Source organism: Bradyrhizobium sp. 141, assembly GCF_023074055.1.
Classification (GTDB): domain Bacteria; phylum Pseudomonadota; class Alphaproteobacteria; order Rhizobiales; family Xanthobacteraceae; genus Bradyrhizobium.
On the sequence record NZ_JADPKR010000100.1, the window covers coordinates 42,033 to 62,005 of the forward strand.

11 protein-coding genes are annotated in these 19,973 nt (G+C 65.6%); 6 read left to right on the top strand and 5 right to left on the bottom strand.

What is annotated here, in order from left to right; all coding sequences use genetic code 11:
- Positions 1–4 precede the first annotated feature (4 nt).
- Complete coding sequence (locus IVA81_RS30660; protein ID WP_247324870.1) at positions 5–1,030, top strand: histone deacetylase family protein; 1,026 nt, start codon at positions 5–7, stop codon at positions 1,028–1,030.
- A gap of 117 nt (positions 1,031–1,147) precedes the next feature.
- On the opposite strand, the gene IVA81_RS30665 is transcribed toward IVA81_RS30660, so the two are convergent.
- From IVA81_RS30665 to IVA81_RS30680, 4 genes are all read right to left on the bottom strand, one after another.
- A complete protein-coding gene (locus IVA81_RS30665; RefSeq protein ID WP_247324872.1) occupies positions 1,148–2,128 on the bottom strand; it encodes an LLM class flavin-dependent oxidoreductase in 981 nt (326 codons plus the stop codon).
- Positions 2,125–2,856 carry a 4'-phosphopantetheinyl transferase superfamily protein gene (locus IVA81_RS30670; RefSeq protein WP_247324876.1) on the bottom strand — a complete coding sequence of 244 codons (732 nt, stop codon included), beginning with the start codon at positions 2,854–2,856 and terminating at the stop codon, positions 2,125–2,127. The genes IVA81_RS30665 and IVA81_RS30670 overlap by 4 nt, the downstream gene beginning before the upstream one ends.
- Positions 2,857–3,087: 231 nt before the next feature.
- Positions 3,088–3,258, bottom strand: a complete 171-nt coding sequence (locus IVA81_RS30675; protein WP_247324878.1) for a hypothetical protein — start codon at positions 3,256–3,258, stop codon at positions 3,088–3,090.
- A gap of 131 nt (positions 3,259–3,389) precedes the next feature.
- Entirely contained in the window at positions 3,390–9,842 is a 6,453-nt protein-coding gene (locus IVA81_RS30680) for a non-ribosomal peptide synthetase (protein WP_247324879.1), read from the bottom strand.
- A 143-nt stretch (positions 9,843–9,985) separates the two neighbouring features.
- Here IVA81_RS30680 and IVA81_RS30685 point away from each other — a divergent pair, with 143 nt between their 5' ends.
- The 3 genes from IVA81_RS30685 (at position 9,986) to IVA81_RS30695 (ending at position 15,292) form a co-directional block, all read left to right on the top strand.
- Positions 9,986–13,450, top strand: a complete 3,465-nt coding sequence (locus IVA81_RS30685) for an AAA family ATPase (protein WP_247324880.1) — start codon at positions 9,986–9,988, stop codon at positions 13,448–13,450.
- Between the two features lies 1 nt (position 13,451).
- The gene (locus IVA81_RS30690; RefSeq protein WP_247324881.1) at positions 13,452–14,246 is read left to right on the top strand and encodes an rRNA adenine N-6-methyltransferase family protein; all 795 of its coding nucleotides are present in this window, start codon (positions 13,452–13,454) and stop codon (positions 14,244–14,246) included.
- A gap of 95 nt (positions 14,247–14,341) precedes the next feature.
- Positions 14,342–15,292 carry a DUF6492 family protein gene (locus IVA81_RS30695; protein ID WP_247324885.1) on the top strand — a complete coding sequence of 317 codons (951 nt, stop codon included), beginning with the start codon at positions 14,342–14,344 and terminating at the stop codon, positions 15,290–15,292.
- Between the two features lie 10 nt (positions 15,293–15,302).
- Here the strand turns inward: IVA81_RS30695 and IVA81_RS30700 are convergent, their stop codons facing one another.
- Positions 15,303–16,370 carry an endo-1,4-beta-xylanase gene (locus IVA81_RS30700; protein WP_247324887.1) on the bottom strand — a complete coding sequence of 356 codons (1,068 nt, stop codon included), beginning with the start codon at positions 16,368–16,370 and terminating at the stop codon, positions 15,303–15,305.
- Between the two features lie 351 nt (positions 16,371–16,721).
- On the opposite strand from IVA81_RS30700, the gene IVA81_RS30705 reads away from it, so the two are divergent.
- Entirely contained in the window at positions 16,722–18,158 is a 1,437-nt protein-coding gene (locus tag IVA81_RS30705; RefSeq protein ID WP_247324893.1) for an oligosaccharide flippase family protein, read from the top strand.
- Between the two features lie 257 nt (positions 18,159–18,415).
- Positions 18,416–19,972, top strand: coding sequence for a L,D-transpeptidase (locus IVA81_RS30710; RefSeq protein WP_247324895.1), 1,557 nt, complete (start codon positions 18,416–18,418; stop codon positions 19,970–19,972).
- Position 19,973 lies beyond the last annotated feature (1 nt).

Here is a 19,973-nt window from a genome sequence, read left to right on the forward strand (position 1 = left end):
TTGAGTGAAAGCCGTCCATACCGAACTGCACCGCAGCCACGATCCGCAATTTTTCCTGGTTCGCGGCGTCGTCAAGCGCACCACCGAGCAGCCCGAGCGCGCTGATCGGCTGCTCAAGGGATTGAAGGACGGCAAGCACCAGCTGGTCGAGCCCAAGACATTCGGGCAGGGCCCCCGCGCACGGATTCACAGCCCGGAATATCTGTCGTTCCTGAGCGAAGCCTGGGACGCCTGGACCGCGCTCGGCGATTCCGGCCCGGAGATGATCGGCAACATCCATCCGGTGCGTCATGCCGCGACCTATCCGACCCACATCGTCGGCAAGCTCGGCTGGCACACCGCCGACACCGCGGCGCCGATCGGTCCGGGCACCTGGGCCGCGGCCTGCGCCGCGACGGACGTTGCGGTCACCGCCGCGCAGATGCTGATGGACGGCGAGGATGCCACCTATGCGCTCTGCCGTCCGCCCGGTCATCACGCCTATCGCGACATGGCCGGCGGCTTCTGCTTCCTCAACAACAGCGCAATTGCCGCGGCGCACCTGCGGCAGAAGCACGAGCGCGTCGTCATCCTCGACGTCGACGTCCATCACGGCAACGGCACGCAAGGCATTTTCTACGCCCGGCCCGACGTCTACACGATCTCGATCCATGCCGACCCGATCGCGTATTATCCCTACGTGTGGGGCTATGCCCATGAGCGCGGCGAGGGGCCGGGCCTCGGCACCAATCTCAACATTCCCCTGGCCATCGGCACCGGCGATGACGGCTACATCCAGTCGCTGGATGTCGCGCGCAGGGCAATCGAGTCCTTTGCCCCCGGAGCCCTCGTCATCGCGCTCGGCTTAGACGCCTCCGAGCACGATCCGCTCAAGGGATTGGCTGTCACCACGCCGGGCTTCCGCCGTATCGGCCAGGCCATCGCCAGGATGGGCCTGCCGACCGTGTTCGTGCAGGAGGGCGGTTATCTCTCGGATATTTTGGGCGCGAACCTGACCTCGGTGCTGGCGGGATTCGAAGAGGCGAGGTGAGGGGCCTTCACCTCTCCCCGCGTTGGTCGTCATGCCCGGGCTTGTCCCGGGCATCCACGTTCTTCGAGCGTGGAGCAAGGCGTGGATGGCCGGGACAAGCCCGGCCATGACGGCGAGCTAGAACATCCCGCTCGCCGCGAGCGCCTTGCAGACGTGCTGCATCTCGGACTCGTCGGCGACCATGTCGAGCATGATCGTGGTCAGGCCTTTTGCCGCGAACGCCTTCAGCTTTGCGCCGATCTCCTCGTGGCTGCCGACGAGATACGGGCAATCGGCCTGGAAGGTCAGGAACGGCAACAGCCAATAGCCATTGTCCCCGAGTTCGGCGTTCTGGCCGGCATAAAGGTGCCGCTTCCACACCGAGTCGGTGTTCTCCATGGTGAGCGCGAGCAGCTCGCGATCATCGGGGGTGTCGCGGAAACGTAGCTTCGCGGCCTGCCGCGCCTCCTCGCGTCCCTCGCGGGCGAAGATGCCGAAATTCATGCCGGGCGAGTGGAGGCCGCGGTCGAGATCGGGCGGCAGCATTTGCATCTTGATGCAGCCCGTCTCCTTCGCCACCCGCTGAGCCGCCTCGGATTGGCCCGCGATCAGGAATTCCGGCATCAGCTCTGCCGGCAGGCGCGGGCGAAGTTGCAGATGGTGCGCGCGATAGAACCGGCCCTCGAAATTCACCGGCCGCGGGCTTGCGAGCAACTGGCGCATCAACTCCACGAATTCGCCGAGTCGGACGTAGCGGTCGGCATGGGACTGGTCGTCGCCGAGGCCCTGCAAGTCGCTGACCGCCGTCCCCGTGATCATGTTGAGATAGACCTTGCGGCCGTACAGCTGCGCAAAGGACGAGACGAATTTCGCCGCCGTGAACGGGTGCATGTAGACCGGATTGACGGCGATCAGCGGCGAAGATCGCGTCGCCCCTGCCATGATGTGCTGGGCCATCGCCCAGGGCTCGACGAACACGTCGTTGCCTTCGAACAGCAGGATGCCTTCGAACCCGTTGTTGTCGGCGAACTGCGCCACCCGCATCAACTCGCCGACATATGTCCCGGGGTCGCGGTTGCGCGAAATCGCTGGAAAGACGCGCAGCCGCGGCGGCGTCATTCAGCCGCTTCCTGGAGTGGCCAGGCATTGCGGCTGATGGGAAGGCCACCGTTGGCGCGGGAGCCGTCGGCGATCGCGAGGCGATGCGAGGGCGACGGCGAGCACAGCGAGAAGCGCCAGCCGTCAGGATCGTCGGCGATATCGGGCTTGAAGCTGATCTCGATGGCCTCGCGTGACACCTGCATCGCGAAGGCGTCGAGCGGCAAATTGAGCCCAAAGCCCCTGGCCTTCAGATAGGCCTCCTTGAGCGTCCAGTAGTCGAAGAAGCGCTCGATCGCGGCCGGCTCCGGCAGTGCGCGCAGCGTTTCGACCTCCTCCGGCGCAAAGAAGCGAAGCGCGGTGGACAGCGGCGCCACCCGCCGCGACACGGTTTCGACATCGACGCCGACAGTCTCATGCCGCGACACGACGCAGGCGACGCAGCCGTCGGCGTGAGACAGGCTGAAATGCAGCGCGGTCGAGGTCGCGGGGGCTGCGACAAACGGCCGCCCGTAGCGGCCGGCACCAAAGGACCAGTCGGACGGCGCGACGTTGGAGGCGACCTGCGACAGCGCCAGGCGCAGCAAGGCGTGCGCGAAAATATACTGCCGTCGATGCCGCTCGAACATGAAGCGATCGGCCCGGATCCGTTCGTCGACCGAGAGCAGCCGTCGGCACGTCTCGACCGCGCCCGGCGCGTCAATGGACTCGATCAGTCCGACAAAGAGTTCAATTCTGTCGTTCGCCATCAATTGGGCCTATTGCGTCAGGCCGAGGGAAATCCCCGTCCCGACGGAAGAAACAACTGAGCAAGAATCATCCAAGCAGATCGCTTCTAGCGATCCACCCGGGCGATTTCTTGTCGATTTGCAGGCCGGTTTACAGGCGCAAGCTTGTGCGAGACCCCGGCTCGACACGCGAGCGGCCCATGTCCGAAAAGTGAAGCCTGAAGATTCGTACGGCGTCCCGGCCGACGAATCTTACTTCTTCTTCTTCTTGGCTTTCTTCCCGCCGCCGAGCACCGAAAGGCTGGCGTCGACGTCCTTCAGCGCGGACTGAAGTTTTTTCTTCTCGGCACCCAGCAGCTTCAGGAGGGCCTTGCGGTCCTTGTCGCTCAACGAGGTACCCTTGGTAAATTTGATGAAACCCATAACACTCCCCCGGTTGAAAATAATCGTCCAAATCAAAACGCAGGAATAATCTTGCGCGGTGGCGCCAAATAATCAAGATGCAACTTGCTCATTCACAGCTTTGGCGAGTGAACCCGTATTGGCACGGCCTGTCATGCCGCCTTGCGAGCGAGCAATCGGCCGAGCGGCAAGTTGGGTTGGGCGACGGCAGCCACCAATAGCGCGACGAGATCCTTCATCCACGCGCCGACCATAGGGCCGTCCAGCAGCGCGCGCTTGTAATTGCACGAGCCGGTGATGCCGGTCGGACGCTCCTTGAGCATCAGCGAGAGCCAGGTCTGGTCGATCGGCAGCACCGGCTGGCCTTCGCGCGCGATGTTGCCGATCGATTCCATCGCAAGATCCGGCAGATCGAGCGGCTGGCGCAGCGGATTTTGCAGCGTGAAATAGACCTGGAGCAGCGAGGCCGGATCAATTCCTTCCCGCTCCAGATGGTCGGCCAGGAGGTTGAACGGCAGCTCTTGCCGCGCATGGGCGTCGAGCACACTCTGGCGGACTCCGGCCAACGCTTGCGCGAATGACAGCTCGGGCGTGATTGTGGTGCGGACGATTACCGTGTTCTCGAACGGGCCGACGATTCGGTCGGTGTTCGGCTGGGCGCGATTGGCCATGGCGGTGGCGACCATGATGTCGGTGCGGCCCGTCCGGGCCAGCAGCAGGGCCTTCAGACCGGTGAGCAGGCACATGAACAGCGTGCTGTTGTGCTGGCCGGCGAACGTCTTGAGCCGCCCGATCAGCTCACGCTCGAGGCTGACCGGATGATGCCCGGCGGACACGCCTGGGGTTGATTTGCCGTCGAAGACGGGGGCCGCGCCACGCAAATTCTCGGTCCAGTCGGCAGCCTGGCGGCAGGCGGCATCGGTGCCGCACCACCAGCGCTGCCAGCGCGCGACGTCCGAAAAAGCCGGAGGCAGGCTCGGTAGCGGCACAGACGGATAGCCGGCCAGCGCCGCATAGCGGCTCGACAATTCCTCGAACAGCACGCCGATCGACCAGCCGTCGACAATGGCGTGATGCAGCGTCAGCAGCAGGACATGATCGTCGTCGTGAAGCCGCAACAGCCGGGCGCGCAGCAGCGGCGCGCGCGTGAGGTCGATCGGCGTATAGGTTTCCTGTTCGATCAGGAGATCGACCTTCCTGCGCTCCAGGGCTTTGCGCCGCTTGTTGTTGTGGGGGTGACCGTCACCGATCGTCTCGATAGTCAGGACACGGCCGAGGATGCCGGGTGCGGCGAGGTGACGGACGGGCTCCTCGCCATTCCAGCCGAACGCGGTCCGCAGCGATTCGTGGCGGCCCACGACATCATCGATCGCCTGCGCCAGGGCGGTCGCGTCGAGCGGGCCCTGGAGACGGAAGGCGAAGGGCAGGTTGAACAGTGGCAACCCCGGGAGGTTCTGCTCGATCCGCAGCATCTGGTCCTGCGCAATCGAGAGCGTCGGCCCGCCGCTGTCGGTCGGCCTCGCGTCAGCCAGGCCTGACACGCTCGCGGCAGGCTTGCGCGGCGTCTCCGCCACGGCCTGGTCAACCCGCCGGGCAAGACTTTCGATCGTCGGTGCCTCGAAGATGGTCTTGATCGGCAGCGACACGCCGAGCGCCCGGGCGACGCGCGCCATGGCCTGGCCTGCCAGCAGCGAATGGCCGCCGAGGTCGAAGAAATTGTCGGTGACGCCGAGGCCTTCCACCTTGAGCAGGTCGATCCAGATGTCGGAGAGCACCTTTTCGGTGAAGCGCCGCGCCGGCACGGCTGCATCCGGTCCGGGCGCTTCCTGTTGCGCCGGCGCCAGCAGCGCGGACCGGTCGATCTTGCCGTGGGCATTGAGCGGCACGTGATCCAGGAACAGGAATGCGGACGGGATGGCGTGGGCAGGCAGCCGGCTCTTCAGGAATTCGCGCAGCTCGCTGGCGCTGCTCCGGCTGTCGGGCTTTGCGACGATATGGGCGATCAGCCTGACGTCGCCGCTCGCCTCGCGGCGCGGCTCGACGATGCCGGCCCGCACGCTGGGATGATCGGCAAGCGCATTCTCGATCTCCTTGAGCTCGATACGGTAGCCGCGGACCTTAACCTGATGGTCGGCGCGGCCGAGGCATTCGATCGTGCCGTCGGCGCGGCGGCGGGCGAGGTCGCCGGTGCGGTAAAGCCGGCTGCCGGCCTGGCGCGAGAACGGATCGGGCAGGAAGCGCTGCCGGCTCTGCGCGGGATCGTTGATATAGCCGCGGCCGACACTGGCGCCGCCGATGCAGAGCTCGCCGGTCACGCCGACCGGCTGCGGATGGAGGTTGGCATCGAGCACGTAGAGCTGGGTGTTGGGCAACGGCGCGCCGACCGGAACAATGCCGGTCGTGATCGCCGGTGCTTTGGTCAGGCGATGCAGGGAGACGTCGTCGGAACATTCCGAGGCGCCATAGGCGTTGATCAGCGGCACTTTCGGGCACTGGGCGAACCAAGCATTGCAGAGGTCGACGGGCAACGGCTCGCCGGTCGAGATCAGCAGCCGCAATCCGGCGAAGGCGCGCCGGACTTGTCCGTCGTTGATCCGTTCGACGATGACGCGCAAAAGCGATGGGACGATCTCGAGCACCGTAATGCCTTCGCGCTCGATCTCCCGTGCCAGCAGGATCGGGTCCTGCATGATCGCGTTGTCGCAGACATGCACGCGCGCGCCGACCATCGGCCCCGCCAGGAACTGCCAGACCGAGATGACAAAGCTCTGCGGCGCGGTCTGCGCGATCACGTCCCTGGAGGAGAGGCCGAGCTCGGAGATGAGCGAGGCCAGATGGTTCGACAGGCCGCGCTGCTCGATCATGACGCCCTTCGGCGCTCCGGAGGAGCCCGACGTATAGATGAGATAGGCCAGGCTGGAAGCCGCGCGCCGCGCGGCGCGGGCCGGCTTGGTCGGTCCGGACGCGATCGCGTCTTCGAGTTCAGCCACCGGGATGCGCTCGACCAGCGGATCGAGCAGCGACTCGACCATGGCGGACTGGGCCCGTCCGGTCAGCAGCATGCGGGCGCAGCTCGATCCGAGAATGGTCGTGAGGCGGGCCGGCGGCTGATCGGGATCGAGATTGAGGAAGGCCGCGCCCGCGCGCTGCACGCCGAGCATCGCAGCGAGCAGGTCGGGCTCGCGATCCGCAAGCAAGGCCACCACGCTCTCGGCGCCGATGCCTTCGCGCGCCAGCCAGCGCGCGATTGCCTGGCTGCGGCGGGCCAGTTCGCGATAGCTCAGGGATGCGCGCCCGTCCGACACCGCAATCGCGTTCGGCGTCTTCCTGGCCTGGCGATCAAAGCGTTCGCTCAAATTGCCGCTTGTGGTGAAATTGGCCGGCACGCCCCGGCCTGTCGCCAGCAATTGCCGGCGTTCGGTCTCCGTCAGGAGCGGCAGGCGCGAGATGCGCTGTTCCGGATTGGCGATGACGGCCTTCAGCAGGGACTTGAACTGAGCCGCCATGGCCTCGATCGTCGTGGCGTCGAACAGATCGGTGGCGTATTCGAGGAAGCCGGTGAAGCGGCCGTCGGCCTCGACCAGCTCGAGCGTGATGTCGAAGCGTGCCACCCTGGGATCAACTTCCAGCCGCCGCGTCGACAGACCCGGGAAGCGTGCCGCCTCGATCGACGCGTTCTGGAGGATGAACATGATCCGGAACAGCGGATTGCCATCGCTCCGCCGGGCGATCTGCAGCGCGCGCAACACCTCCTCGATCGCAAGATCCTGGTTGCGGTAGGCATCGAGCGTGACCTGCCGGACCCGCCGCAACATCTCGCCGAAGCTCGGGTCGCCGCCAAAATCGTTGCGCAGGATCAGCGTATTGGCGAACAGCCCGATCAAGCGCTCGCTCTCGATCTGGTTGCGGTTGGCAATCAGCGATCCCGTTGCGACGTCCTCATGCGAGGAGTGGCGGAACAGCAGGCATTGGAAGGCGGCGAGCAGCGTCATGAAAGGCGTGACGCCCTGGTTCTGGCTCAACGCGCGCAGCTCGGCCGACAGCGTCCTGGAGAATTCAAGATAGTGACGGGCGCCGTGACCGCTCCAGACCTCCGGCCTTGGCCGATCGGTCCGCAGCGGCAGCGTGGTGACGCCCTCGAGCTGGGCTCGCCAATAGTCGAGCTGGTCCTTGGCCGCCGGCGTCTGCGCCCAGCTTTGCTGCCAGAGCGCAAAGTCGCGATATTGGAAAGCGGGCGAAGGCTGTGCCGCCACGCTCTTCCCGTGTGCGGCGGCGTAGTGGGCGGCAAGCTCCTCCCAGAACAGGCGCTGCGACCAGCCGTCAGTGACGAGGTGATGGACGTTGACCATCAGTGCATGGCTCGTCTTGTCGAATGACAGCAGTGCGACCTTCAGGGGCGGCTCACGCGTCAGGTCGAAAGGGTGTTGCGCGAGCTTGAGCGCCTCGCGCCTGATCACTGCGGTTCGCTTGTCTGCAGGACAGGGTTTGAGCTTGACGCGCTCGAACTGCGGCGGCGATTGCAGCACAAGCTGCGCCGGCTCGCCCTGACGTTCGACGATGACCGAGCGCATTGCCTCGTGGCGCGTGCAGATCGCGGCAAGACTGGCCTGAAGCGCGGCGACGTCGATCAGGCCTTTGAGCACCGCGACCTCGACGACATTGTAATTGTAGCGCGTCGGATCGAGCCGCGAGAGCACGTACATGCGCTGCTGCTGGAACGAGAGCGGCGCCTCTGCGCCTGTCGCTCGCCGCCAGGCCGGCAGTGCCGCCTCGCGACGGCTCGCAGCGGTCTCGAGCCGGGCCGCAAGCGCGGCGACGGTGCCGCAATCAAAAATGTCCTCGAACGAGAAGTCGACGTTGAAGCGTTCGCGCAGGCGCGAGCGCATCTGCGTCGCCGCAAGCGAATCCGCGCCGAGCGCGAAGACGTCCTGATCGGCGCCGACCTGAGGCAGCTCCAACAGACCGGCCCAGATCTCGGCGAGCTGGGTCTCCAGCGCGCTGCGGGGCAGCCGCGCCTCGTCGCCGTCCTCCGCCTTGGCGATCAGCTCGGCCAGCGCGTTGCGCTTGACCTTGCCGCTGCCGCCCTTCGGCAGGGCTGCCACGCTGCAGATCAGGCTCGGCACCTTGTAGGCTGCGAGCCGCTTTCGTGCGAACTGGCGCAACTGGTCCGAACTCGCCTCGGCATCCGGCCGCAGCACCACGACGGCAGCGACGTTCTCGCCGAGCTTGTCGTGCGGGACGGCGAACACGCCGGCCTCCAGCACCGCCGGATGGCTGAGCAGGACCTCTTCCACTTCGAGAGGTGAGATCTTCTGCCCGCCGCGGTTGATGACGTCCTTGATGCGCCCGACGATGAAGAGATAGCCGTCGCTATCGAGATAGCCGAGGTCGCCGGTCCGGAACCAGCCGCCGCGGAACGCGGCCTCTGTCGCCGCCTCGTCATTATAGTAGCCGCGGGTCATGCTCGGTCCGCGCAGCATGATCTCGCCGTGCACGCCGCTCGCAAGCGCGCGGCCCGTCTCGTCCATGATCGCGATCTCGGGGCCGGCGGCGCGGCCGACCGATCCGACCTTGCGCAGCTCGAACGGATTGGCCGCGATCTGCGAGGCCGCTTCGGTCATGCCGTAGGTCTCGAGCACGGGAACGCCGAACGTCGCCTCCAGTCCCTGGAGGATCGTGGGCGCGAGCGAGGCCGAGGCCGAGCGGATCACGCGCAGCGACGACGACCGGGCGCGGTCCGGGTCGGATTCCGCCGCCGTCAGCAGCGCGCGATGGATGGTCGGCACGGCCGTGTACCAGGTCGGCTGTAGCTCCCGCATCCAGCCGAAGAAGGACGATGCGTCGAAGCCGTCGGTGCAGATCACGCTGGAGCCCGCGGCCAGCGCCGTCAGCAGGCCGGAGATCAAGCCATGGGCGTGAAACAGCGGCAGGACGTTGAGCAGACGATCATGGGATGTGAGCGACAGCACGCGGCCGGCATTGGTGGCGGAAAGGCACACATTGCGATGTGTCAGCGGCACCATTTTCGGCCGTGCCGCCGTGCCCGACGTCAGCAGTATGAACGCATCGTCGTCGCCGCGCGAGGCGCCGCCGGTAGCCGGCGGCCCGACCGTCGGCCCAACGAATGCGCAGCCGCCGAGATTGTCTTGCGGTCCCGGCACGAAATCGATCACCGCGATATCGAGCGCCTTGGCGGCCTCGCGGCTTGCCGGGCTCATGTCGTCCCGCGTCACCAGCGCCGTCAGCTTCAATTCGCTGAAATAGCGTTGCAGCTCGTCGGCCGTCAGATCGGGATTGACGGGGACGCAGGCGCAGCTCGATGCGACCGCGATCAGAGCCAGCGCACTGTCGGCGCCGCGCGGCAGCGCGACCGCGATCCGGTCGGCAGGGGTCATGCCGAGCGCGCGCAGCGCACGGACGAGATCCCGCGTCACCTCGCCAAGCGCGCCGTAGTTGAGGATCGGCCGGCCCGGGGCGAGCAGGGCGGGCGCCGTCGGCGTCTTGCGGGCGTAGAAATCGAGAAGGCCGCCGATATCGGCGAATATCTTCGTTTCGGCTGCCGTGCCGCCTGATTCCTCCGGAGCCGGGAGTGTGACGTCCGACAATTCCGTTCCCTTTTGATGCGATTGAGCTATTCTTCCAAGAAGTTGGGGAACGCGTCCAGTCTGAGGTGAAGTTTTGGGCCCAAAATCTGTGGTTGAGGCGCCCTAAAGCCCTTCGACGGAATTAGGGTCGGGCAGAAATCACCATGCTGGAGAATGAGCCGGACACGGGAGCGGAAGGCGGGCTGAAGCGCTGGCTCGAGGGCATCGGCCTTGGCCATTACTCCGATCTCTTCGCACAGCACCGCCTCGATCTCGACGTCATGGGGGACCTCACCGAATCCGATCTGGTGGAGCTCGGATTGCCGCTCGGCGATCGCAAGCGGCTCCAACGGGCGATGGCGGCGCTGTTCCAGGCTGAAACGGCGCAGGCGCCCGCGACGACGGTGCGGCCGCAAACCCGCACGGAGGTCGGTGCCGAACGGCGTCAGCTCACCACGATGTTCTGTGACATGGTGGATTCCACCTCGCTCTCCGTGCAGTTCGATCCGGAAGACGTCCGCGACATGATCGCGAGCTTCCGCGAAACCTGCGTCCGCGTGGTCAAGCACTACGAGGGATTTGCCGCCCGTTTCGTCGGCGACGGCATTTTGGTCTATTTCGGCTATCCGACCGCGCATGAGGACGATGCCGAGCGCGCGGTGCGCGCCGGGCTCGAGATCGTGCGGGTGCTGTCGACCGCACGCGCGGTCGAACCGCGTGGCGCGCTCAACCACTCCCCCGCCGTCCGCATCGGGATCGCGACCGGCCTCGTCGTGGTCGGCGATCTCGTCGGGCAGGGCACCGAAGAGCGCGACTCCGCGGTCGGCGAGACCGTCAACCTCGCCGCGCGCCTGCAAGGGTTGGCGCCGCCCAACGGCGTCGTGATTTCCGCTTCAACCCAGTCGTTGCTGAAGGGGAAGTTCGAGTTCCGCAATCTCGGCGTCCATGATCTGAAGGGCATCTCCGAGAAGGCGCAGGCCTGGCACGTGATGCGCGCCTCGCGGGTGGAGACCCGCTTCGCCGCCGCCATGGGCACGCGGCTGACCCCGCTCGTCAACCGCGAAGAAGAGATCGCGCTGCTGATGGGCCGCTGGCAGCAGGTCAAGGACGGCGACGGCCAGGTCGTCGTCAAGTTCGGCGAGCCCGGTATCGGCAAGTCGCGCATCATCCAGGAGATCTTCGAGCGGATCTCGGGCGACCGCCATGGACAGGTCTCGTTCCAGTGCTCGCCCTATTACACGTCCACGGCGCTCTATCCGTTCGCCGAGCAGCTCAGATTCTCCCTGGGCCTCGACCGCGATGATCCGTCCGCACTGTCGCTGACGAGCCTCGAGACCGCGATCGCCGCCGCTCATGGCGACGTCGAGCAGGTTGCGCCGCTGTTTGCCGCGCTGCTGTCGATACCGACCGCAGACCGCTATCCGCCGCTCGAGCTGTCGCCGCAGCAGCAGAAGGATGCGACCGTCGCGGCGCTGATCAATCACTTCCTGGGCCTTGCCCGCGAGATGCCGCTGGTGATCGCGTTCGAGGATCTGCACTGGATCGATCCGACCTCCCGTGAGGTGATCGACCTTCTGGTCGATCGGGTGCAGAACCGGCCGATCCTCGTCATCATCACCGCGCGGTCCGAATTCCAGCCGAGCTGGAACGCGCGTTCGCACATCACGACGCTGGTGCTGAACCGCCTGAGCCGGCAGTTGCGCACGACGCTGGTGGAGCGCGTCGCGGGACGCGAGCTTCCCAAGGAGGTCGTCGAGGAAATCATCGTCAAGACTGACGGCGTGCCGCTGTTCCTGGAAGAGCTCACGAAAACCGTCCTCGAATCCAACCTCTTGACCGAGCGGCACGGGCGCTACGTCCTGTCGGGCCCGTGGCGGCAGCTTGCAATCCCGGCAACCCTGACCGACTCGCTGATGGCGCGGCTGGACCGCATGGGCCCGTTCAAGCGGATCGCCCAGATCGGCGCCACCATCGGCCGTGAGTTCTCCTACGAAACGCTGCATGCGGTCGCCAACACGCCGGCCGAGCAGATCGAGGCCGCGCTCAATCATCTGGAGCAGGCGGGGCTGATCATGCGCCGCGGCCACCCGCCGGATGCGCTCTACTCCTTCAAGCACGTGATGATCCAGAACGCTGCGCATGCGAGCCTCTTGCACAGCGAGCGGCGCAAGCTGCATTCGCGGATCGCCCAGGTGCTCGCCGAGATGTATCCGGAGAAGACCGAGCGCGAACCTGAGTTGCTCGCCCATCACCTGACCGAGTCCGGCCAGAGCGAGGGCGCCGCCAGCTTCTGGCTCAAGGCCGGCAAGCAGGCGGCCAGGAGCGGCGCCAATCTGGAGGCGATCGGTCACCTGCGCCGGGGCTTGAGCGTCGTGCAGGCCAATGCGCGCATGCAGGGCGCGGACGAGATGGAGCTCGATCTGCGGATCGCGCTCGGCAACGCGCTGATCTCCGCCAAGGGTTATGCGGTGCAGGAGGTCGAGGAGAACTACATCCGCGCGCTCGAGCTCGGTCAGCAGCTCGACGACGACGAAAAGGCCTTTGCCGCCACCCGCGGCCTGTGGGTCTGCCATTTCATTCGCGCCGATCTCACCCGCGCGCACGATCTCAGCGTCGAGCTGTTGAAATTCGCCAAGCGCGAACGGTTGAACGAACGGACGCAGCCGGCGCAGCAGACCGGCTATCTGATCGAAGCGCACCGCTCGATCGCGATGACCATGCTCTATCGGGGACGCTTTGCTGCTTCCCAACATCATTTGCACCGCTGCATCAATCTCTACAGCCCCGAATTGCACTCCGATCTGATGGAGCGGCACGGCACCGATCCCGGCGTCGTCTCGCTGTCCTATCTCGGCTACCTCCTGTGGTTCCTCGGCCAGCCTGACGCCGCATGCCAGCACAGCGAGCAGGCGATCGCGAATGCCGAGAAGATCCGCCATCCCTTCACGCTCGCCTTCGCGCTCGTGTTCGGTGCCTATCTCTGCCAGCATCTGCGCGACGTCGAGGGCACGCGCGACCACGCCAACCGCGCCATGATCATCGCCACCGAACACAATTTCCTGCATTGGAAGCAGCAAGCCGCGATCCTGCGCGGCTGGGCGCTGGCTCAACTCGGCGAGGCGGATGAAGGCCTCAGCCAGATGCGCTTCGGCCTCGACGAGTACGAGGCGATGGATTCCTGGCTCGCCGGCTGCTGGTTCCGCTGTCTGCTCGCGGAAGCCTATGCCAAGGTCGGGATGCGCGAAGCGGCCTTGCGCGCGCTTGACGGCGCGCTCGCGACCGCCAGACGGACCGGCGATCACTCCTATCTCGCCGAGGTGTATCGCCTGCAAGGCGAGATCACGATGTCGGACGGTGATCCGGCTTCGGTGCAGGAGGCTGCGGATCTGTTCGCTCTGTCGCTGGAGATTGCGCGCAGGCAGGGCGCGCTGTCCTGGGAGCTTCGCACTGCCGTCAGCCTGGCGCGGCTGTCGGTCGACGCCGGCAAGCGTGAGCACGCACGTCTCCTGCTCGCGCCCGTTGTCGCCAAGTTCAGCGAGGGTTTTAATACGCCGGACCTGAAGCAGGCGATGCAGCTCGTCAACGAGCTCGGCGCGGACGCACCGGTCCACGAACGGGCCGCTCCGTGATATGAGCGATCTTGCCGCCGCGCGCGCGCGTTACGTCGCGTTGATTGCGAGGCGCGAGGGCATTACCTCGCCACGCCTGCTCGAAGCGCTCGCCGCTGTTCCGCGCGAGGCATTTCTGGGGAAAGGACCTTGGCGCATCAAGAGCGAGGCGGCGCGCAGCTACCGGCTGACGCCCAGTGCCGATCCCGTCCATCTCTACGACAATGTGCTGGTCGCGATCGATGCCCGCCGCAGGCTCGACACCGGCCTGCCGAGCCTGTGGGCGCATTTCATCGATTTGCTCGATATCCGGGAAAGGGACCGCGTGGTCCAGATCGGCTGCGGGCTCGGCTATTTCTCGGCGGTGTTGTCTGGGATGGTCGGCCCCAAGGGCAGGGTGATCGCCATCGAATGCGATGAGCGGCTCGCGGCGCGTGCGTCGCGCTATCTTATGCCCTACGGCAATGTCGCGGTCGTGCGCGCCGACGGATGCGGGGACATCGGCGAGGTCGCCGACGTGTTCATCGTGCATGCCGGCTTTTCGCAGCCGCATCCGCTCTGGCTGAAATCGCTCAGTCCACGCGGCCGCCTGCTGGTGCCACTGACCCAGCGGGACCGCGAGGGCGCGGTCATCAAGATCACGCGCAAGGGCAGGGGCTTTCAGGCCGAAGCGGTCCAGCAGATCCGGATCTTCCCCGGCAAGGGCCGTGGCACGACCGGGCTCGACGACCGCGTCGCCGACTGGTGGCAGCGCGCCTCTGCCCTCGCACCGCTGCGCTTTCGCAGGCTCGCGCAGGGACTGCCGTCGGATGGCTAATTCTTCGTTTCATTTTACCTTGATTGCGAATGGAAGTATCCAAGGCCTCCCGCCGCGGCTATGAGTACGGCTCGATGGCCATTCGAGCGCGTTCCATGCATTCCGTTGCCCTGCTGACTGCCAGCTATGCCAAGGATATCGAACGCTTTTCGCTGCTCAGCGAAAGCATCGACACCTGGCTCACGGGATATACGCGGCATTATGTTCTCGTTAACGATGAGGATGTGCCGCTGTTCGAGCGCTTCGCGTCCGACAAGCGGGTCATCGTTCCGGCTTCCCGCTATTTGCCGAAATGGCTCTTTGCGCTGCCGCCGCCGCTTCAATTCATCAGCAAGCGGCGCGTCTGGCTGTCGCTGCTGTCGTCGCCCGTGCACGGCTGGCACATCCAGCAGATGCTGAAAATCGCCGGCGTCCTCAATGCGCCCGAGCAGCGCGTCTGCATCCTGGATTCGGACAATCTGTTCTTCCGCGAGTTCGACGTCGGCCAATATGCCGGCGGAGAGCAGACGCCGCTCTTCGTCGCGCGCGAGGCGATCGGCGCCGATCATCCGTTGCATGGCCTGTGGCTCCGCACCGTCGATCAGCTTCTGGGGTTCACGGAGCGCTCGTTCCCCGCCGACGACTATGTCGGCAACGCGCTGGTCTGGGACAAGGACACCGCGCGTGCGATGACCGACGCCATCAAGTCGGCGACCGGCCTGAGCTGGGCTCTGGCGTTGTGCCGCAAGAAGAAATTCTCCGAATATCTGCTTTACGGCAACTTCGTCGCGAACTCGCCGAAGCATCTGGCGACCCATCGGGTCACGGAAGACAGCATCGCGGTCTCGCATTGGGACGACACGCCGCTCGACCGCCCGTCGATTGAAGCGCTGATCCGCACAGCCTCCCCCGAACAGGTCGCGCTCTGCATCCAGTCCTATTCGTCGACCTCGATCGACGACATCCGCGACGTGTTCCAGCTCAGCTCGCGCGATCGTCGCGCGCCGAGCCTGTCGCCCGATCACATCGGCGATGCAGCCGAGTTCGAGCTGCCAACGCGCACCTGAGCTTGCGCGTTCAGGGGTCCTTTGTGAACTTGCCGATGACGTCCATGAATGGCTTCGGCTTGAACTCGCCGTCGAGCGGCAGGGGGCGGTTCGGCTGCTTGTCCGCGCGGGCGAAGGTGCCGTTGATCCAGCTGTAGCGATCCGAGAGGCCCCAGGTCAGGATCGAGCGCACCGGTCCGCTTGTCGAGATCGCCGTGAGGAGATCGTCCACACGCTTGGCGACGATGGCGTCGCGTTGCGCCGGATTGCCCGTCAGCTTCTGGTCGTCGACGTCGAGCTCGGTGACGAGCACCTCAAGGCCCCAGGAGCGCAGCTCGGTGACGAATTCAGCGAGCCCATGGGTGTCGATCTCGAGCTCGGCATGCAGATGCGATTGCAGCCCGACGGCGTGGAGCGGAACACCCTGGTCGAGCAGGTCCATGATCAAATTGCGATAAGCTGCGCGCTTCGCAATGAACGAATCCTTGGCCGACTCGATGTCATATTCGTTGATCGCGAGCTTGACGAAGGGATCGGCTGCGGCCGCAGTGCGGAAAGCCAGCGGTATCCAGCTTTGACCCAGATGCTGCGTCCAGAACGTGTCGCGCCGGTCCTTTGGACTGCGGGGATTGTCCGGGATCGGCTCGTTGACGACGTCCCACGACGTCAGCTTGTCCTTGTAGTAGGAGACGACGGTGCCGATGTGGTCGAGATAGGCGCGCTCGACGCCCTTTGTGTTCTTGATCTGCTTGGTCCAGTCCGGAATGTCGTGATACCAGGCGAGCGCGTGGCCGCGCATCGTCAGATCGTTCTCCCGCGCAAAATCCAGGATAGCGTCGGCGCGCTCGAAGTTGAACGTGTGCGCGTTCGGCCGCAGCATCGGCCATTTCAGCTCGAGCACCGGCACCACCTGCGTGCAATAGGTGCTGATGGCTTCGCCGAGCCTGGGATCGGCTTGCAGGTCCCAGAGCGTGGCGGCCGCGCCAAAGCCCTGATGGCGTTGGGCGAGCTTCGAGGCCGGTACGGCCGATGCCGATGCGCCCGCCGCGAGTGCTGCGGCGCCGCCAAGAAGAAATTCGCGTCTGTCGAGCCCGGTCACGGCAGTCCTTTTTCGAACCAACGCACCATCGTACCAAGCGGCGCCTTGTGACGCCGGGGTTTTGCCTTGTTGGGTTAACCTCTGCCGTCTGCAAATCATGGGTTCCTGCCGTGATCGCGGCTTGCTGGTCAAGGCTTGCTGTTCAAGGCTTGCTGTTCAAGGCCTACCGTTCCAGGAAGGGCAAATTTAACGCTAACGCGCGAAAGCGGGTCCAACGCTTCATTCGCCGCCCGATCTGCAGACTTATGTGACACTCTTGAGCGATGCTGCGGCGCAGTTCGTCCGCCCCGCCATGGTCCCATTGATGAACGGTCGTCACACTCGCAAGACCGCTGTCGGTCCCGTGCTCGCATGCTGAACCGCCATTTCTCGATTTATCTGGTCGCCTACATCCTGCCTGCGGCGGTGGGCTTCTTCGCTGTCACGGCCTATACGCGGCTGCTGACGCCGGCTGAGTACGGCGTCTATGTCGTGGGTATCAGCCTCGCCGGCATTCTGGGCGCGATCTTCTTCGCCTGGATCAAGCTGTCGGTGTCCCGCTATCAGGCAATGTCGGCGGAGGTGGATTTTCGCGGCACGGCGATGGTTGCCTTCGGCCTCACCGTTGCGGTGCTCTGCGCCACGACCCCGCTGGTGTTCCTGTTCCGCAGCGACGTCAGTGTCGAGCTGCTGCTTGCCAGCATGTTCGTCGCGATCATGGCCAATGCCGTCGATGTCGGTCAGGAGTTCGAACGCGCCAAATTGCGGCCCTACCGGTTTGCCGCGATCTCGATCGTGCGCAGCGTGGCGAGCGTGGGCTTCGGCCTCTTCGGCATCTGGCTCGGCTGGGGGGGATTGGGGCTGCTTGCCGCGTTCGGCCTGGGGTCGCTCACCGGAATCATCCTGAACCTCGTCGGCGATCGCACCAAGATCGCGTCCTTCCAGCGCAGCCAGTTCATGCAGCTGGCCCGCTACGGCCTGCCGCTGACGCTGGCCGGACTCTCCGTTGCGGTCTATTCGGCCTGCGACCGGCTCATCGTCGCCTATTTGCTCGGCAAGGATGCCGCCGGCATCTTCGGCGTTGCCGCCGACCTGCCGCGCCAGTTCATGGTCATGATTGCATCGAGCGTCGCCGCGGCCACCGTGCCGCTGGTGTTCCGATCATTGTCCGAGAATAGCAAGGAGACGACGCGGGAGCGGCTGACCGAGAGCCTCGAGCTGCTGCTCGTCGTCGTCACGCCCGTTGCGGTCTGGCTCGCGCTCGCCGCGGATCAGGTTGCCGGCACGCTCGTCGGCGTCGACTTCCGCGCTGGCGTGTCGGCGCTGCTGCCGACCCTGGTGCTTGCCCGCTTCTTCGGTATCGCCAATCAGTTCTACGTCCAGATCAGCTTCCAGCTCGCCGAGCGGCCTTTCATGCTGGCGGCGCAGTCCTTTCTTACGCTGGTAGTCAGCGTGGTCCTGATGGTCGTGCTGGTCGCCGGTTACGGCATCTACGGCGCGGCGCTGGCGACGCTCGCGACCGAGGCGATCGGCTTTCTCGTTGCCCTTGTCCTGATGCATCGCGCCCATCCGGTCCCGTTCGACCTCAGCCGTCTCGCCGGCGTTGCGGTCTCCGCTGCGGCGATGGCGGCCGCGATCCTGCTCGCGCGATCGCAAGCGGGCGGCACCGGCCCCGTGGCGCTCGTCATCGTCAACCTCGCCGGCGGTCTTGCTTATGTCGCGACCGCCTGGCTCCTCAACGTCGCCAATGTCCGGACGCTGTCGCTGCGTTTCCTGCGGACCTTCAACCGTAAGGCCGTGGGCGTCTGACGCGCCTCCGTTAGGCGCGGGCCTCGCCGCCCGGCAGAGGCGGACATTCTGCCGCAGCGATAGGCCTCCGGCCTTGGACCAGTCCGGCTGTTAACCGCCTTCCGCCTGCCCAAGCCGTCGTATATGAGAGACTTGTCGCCGGAACGGGCCGAATATCGCCACAGACGGAACGTATGGCGGCTGTGATTTCTTAATCCCGTAATCGCAATCTGACGTGTGACCGGCGCAAGCGAACCGGCATTTCGACCGAGGATGGCATGAAAAACCGACTGACGACGGCGCAACCCACCTCGGCGATGCGGCGTTGGGGCCCTCCCGGACTTGTGACGTTGGCGGCGATGGTCGCGTTTGCCGCCCTGACCCCGGCCGGGGCGGCCAAGCAGGCGCGCCAGCCGGCCGAGGCGGTGGCGCAGCGCCAGGCCGGCGAGCCGATCATGGCGATCGTGTCGATCAAGGGCCAGCAGGTCACTTTCTACGATGCCGACGGCTGGATCCTGCGCGCGCCGGTGTCGACCGGGACCACGGGGCGCGAGACGCCGGCCGGCGTCTTCGCCATCGTCGAGAAGGACAAGGACCATCGCTCGACCATGTATGACGATGCCTGGATGCCGAACATGCAGCGCATCACTTGGAACGGCATCGCGCTGCATGGCGGGCCGCTGCCCGGCTATGCCGCTTCGCACGGCTGCGTGCGCATGCCCTTCGGCTTTGCCGAGAATCTGTTCGACAAGACGAACATCGGGATGCGCGTGATCATCTCACCCGAGGACGCGGCCCCGATCGATATCGCTCATCCCCTGCTGTTCACGCCGAAGCGCGAGGCCATCGCGGCGGCGCCGGGCCGTGTCGACAAGGTCTCCCTCGAAGCCGACGAGGCGATTCGGGTCGCCGACGAGGCCAAGAAGGCCGCATCAGCGGCCGCAAAGGAAGCTGCTTCGCTCCCCGCATCGTTGCGCAAGCTCGAACAGCAGAAAGCCCGCGCCGACGCCGAGCTCGCCTTCGCTGACAAGACGCTCGCGAACGCAAAGACCGATCAGGCCCGCGCCAAGGCCGATGAGTTGAAGCAGAAGGCCGCGACCAGGGCCGCCGACGCCGCGACACAGCTCGATGCCGCCAAGGCCGCCGCGCAGCCGAAGCGCGATGCCGTCGCCGCCACCAAGGAGGCCGCGAAGGCCGCCGCGGCCAGGAAGGCCGAGGCCGTGAAGGCTGCGACCGACGCCAAGCTCGCGCTTGAGCCGGTCTCGGTCTACATCAGTCGCGCGACACAGAAGCTTTACGTCCGGCGGAACACGCACAAGCCGGCGCCCGACGGCGGCGGCGAGGTGTTCGATACCAGCATCGAGGTTCCCGTTACCATCCATAATCCCGACCAGCCGATCGGCACGCATATCTTCACCGCGATGGCAAAGACCGATGCGGGCCTGCGCTGGAGCGCGGTCACGATCGAAAACGGCGACGAGGCCAGGAATGCGCTCGACCGGATCACCATCCCGCAGGAGGTGTGGGATCGCATTGGGCCGACTGCGCTGCCGCGCTCTTCGATCATCATCTCGGACGAGCCGCTGAGCAGCGAGACCAATTACCGTACCGAATTCGTCGCGGTGCTCAGCAACCAGCCGCAGGGCGGTTTCATCACGCGCAAGCCGACCGCGCCTGCGATGATCGCCAGCGATGACGGCTGGGACAATGGCGGCAACGGCTTCGGCTTCTTCTACCAGCGCGATCCCTACGTACAGCCGGCCAATCCGCGCCGGCAGCGTGGCCAGTACCAATACTATCAGTCGACGCAGCCGATGCAGCGGAGCTGGTGGTAGG

What these genes read in the sequence shown, in the direction of transcription:
- IVA81_RS30665 (WP_247324872.1), bottom strand. Translation starts at nt 2,128, where the DNA reads ATGACGCCGCCGCGGCTGCGCGTCTTTCCAGCGATTTCGCGCAACCGC.
- IVA81_RS30670 (WP_247324876.1), bottom strand. Translation starts at nt 2,856, where the DNA reads ATGGCGAACGACAGAATTGAACTCTTTGTCGGACTGATCGAGTCCATT.
- IVA81_RS30675 (WP_247324878.1), bottom strand. Translation starts at nt 3,258, where the DNA reads ATGGGTTTCATCAAATTTACCAAGGGTACCTCGTTGAGCGACAAGGAC.
- IVA81_RS30685 (WP_247324880.1), top strand. Translation starts at nt 9,986, where the DNA reads ATGCTGGAGAATGAGCCGGACACGGGAGCGGAAGGCGGGCTGAAGCGC.
- IVA81_RS30690 (WP_247324881.1), top strand. Translation starts at nt 13,452, where the DNA reads ATGAGCGATCTTGCCGCCGCGCGCGCGCGTTACGTCGCGTTGATTGCG.
- IVA81_RS30695 (WP_247324885.1), top strand. Translation starts at nt 14,342, where the DNA reads ATGCATTCCGTTGCCCTGCTGACTGCCAGCTATGCCAAGGATATCGAA.
- IVA81_RS30705 (WP_247324893.1), top strand. Translation starts at nt 16,722, where the DNA reads ATGCTGAACCGCCATTTCTCGATTTATCTGGTCGCCTACATCCTGCCT.
- IVA81_RS30710 (WP_247324895.1), top strand. Translation starts at nt 18,416, where the DNA reads ATGAAAAACCGACTGACGACGGCGCAACCCACCTCGGCGATGCGGCGT.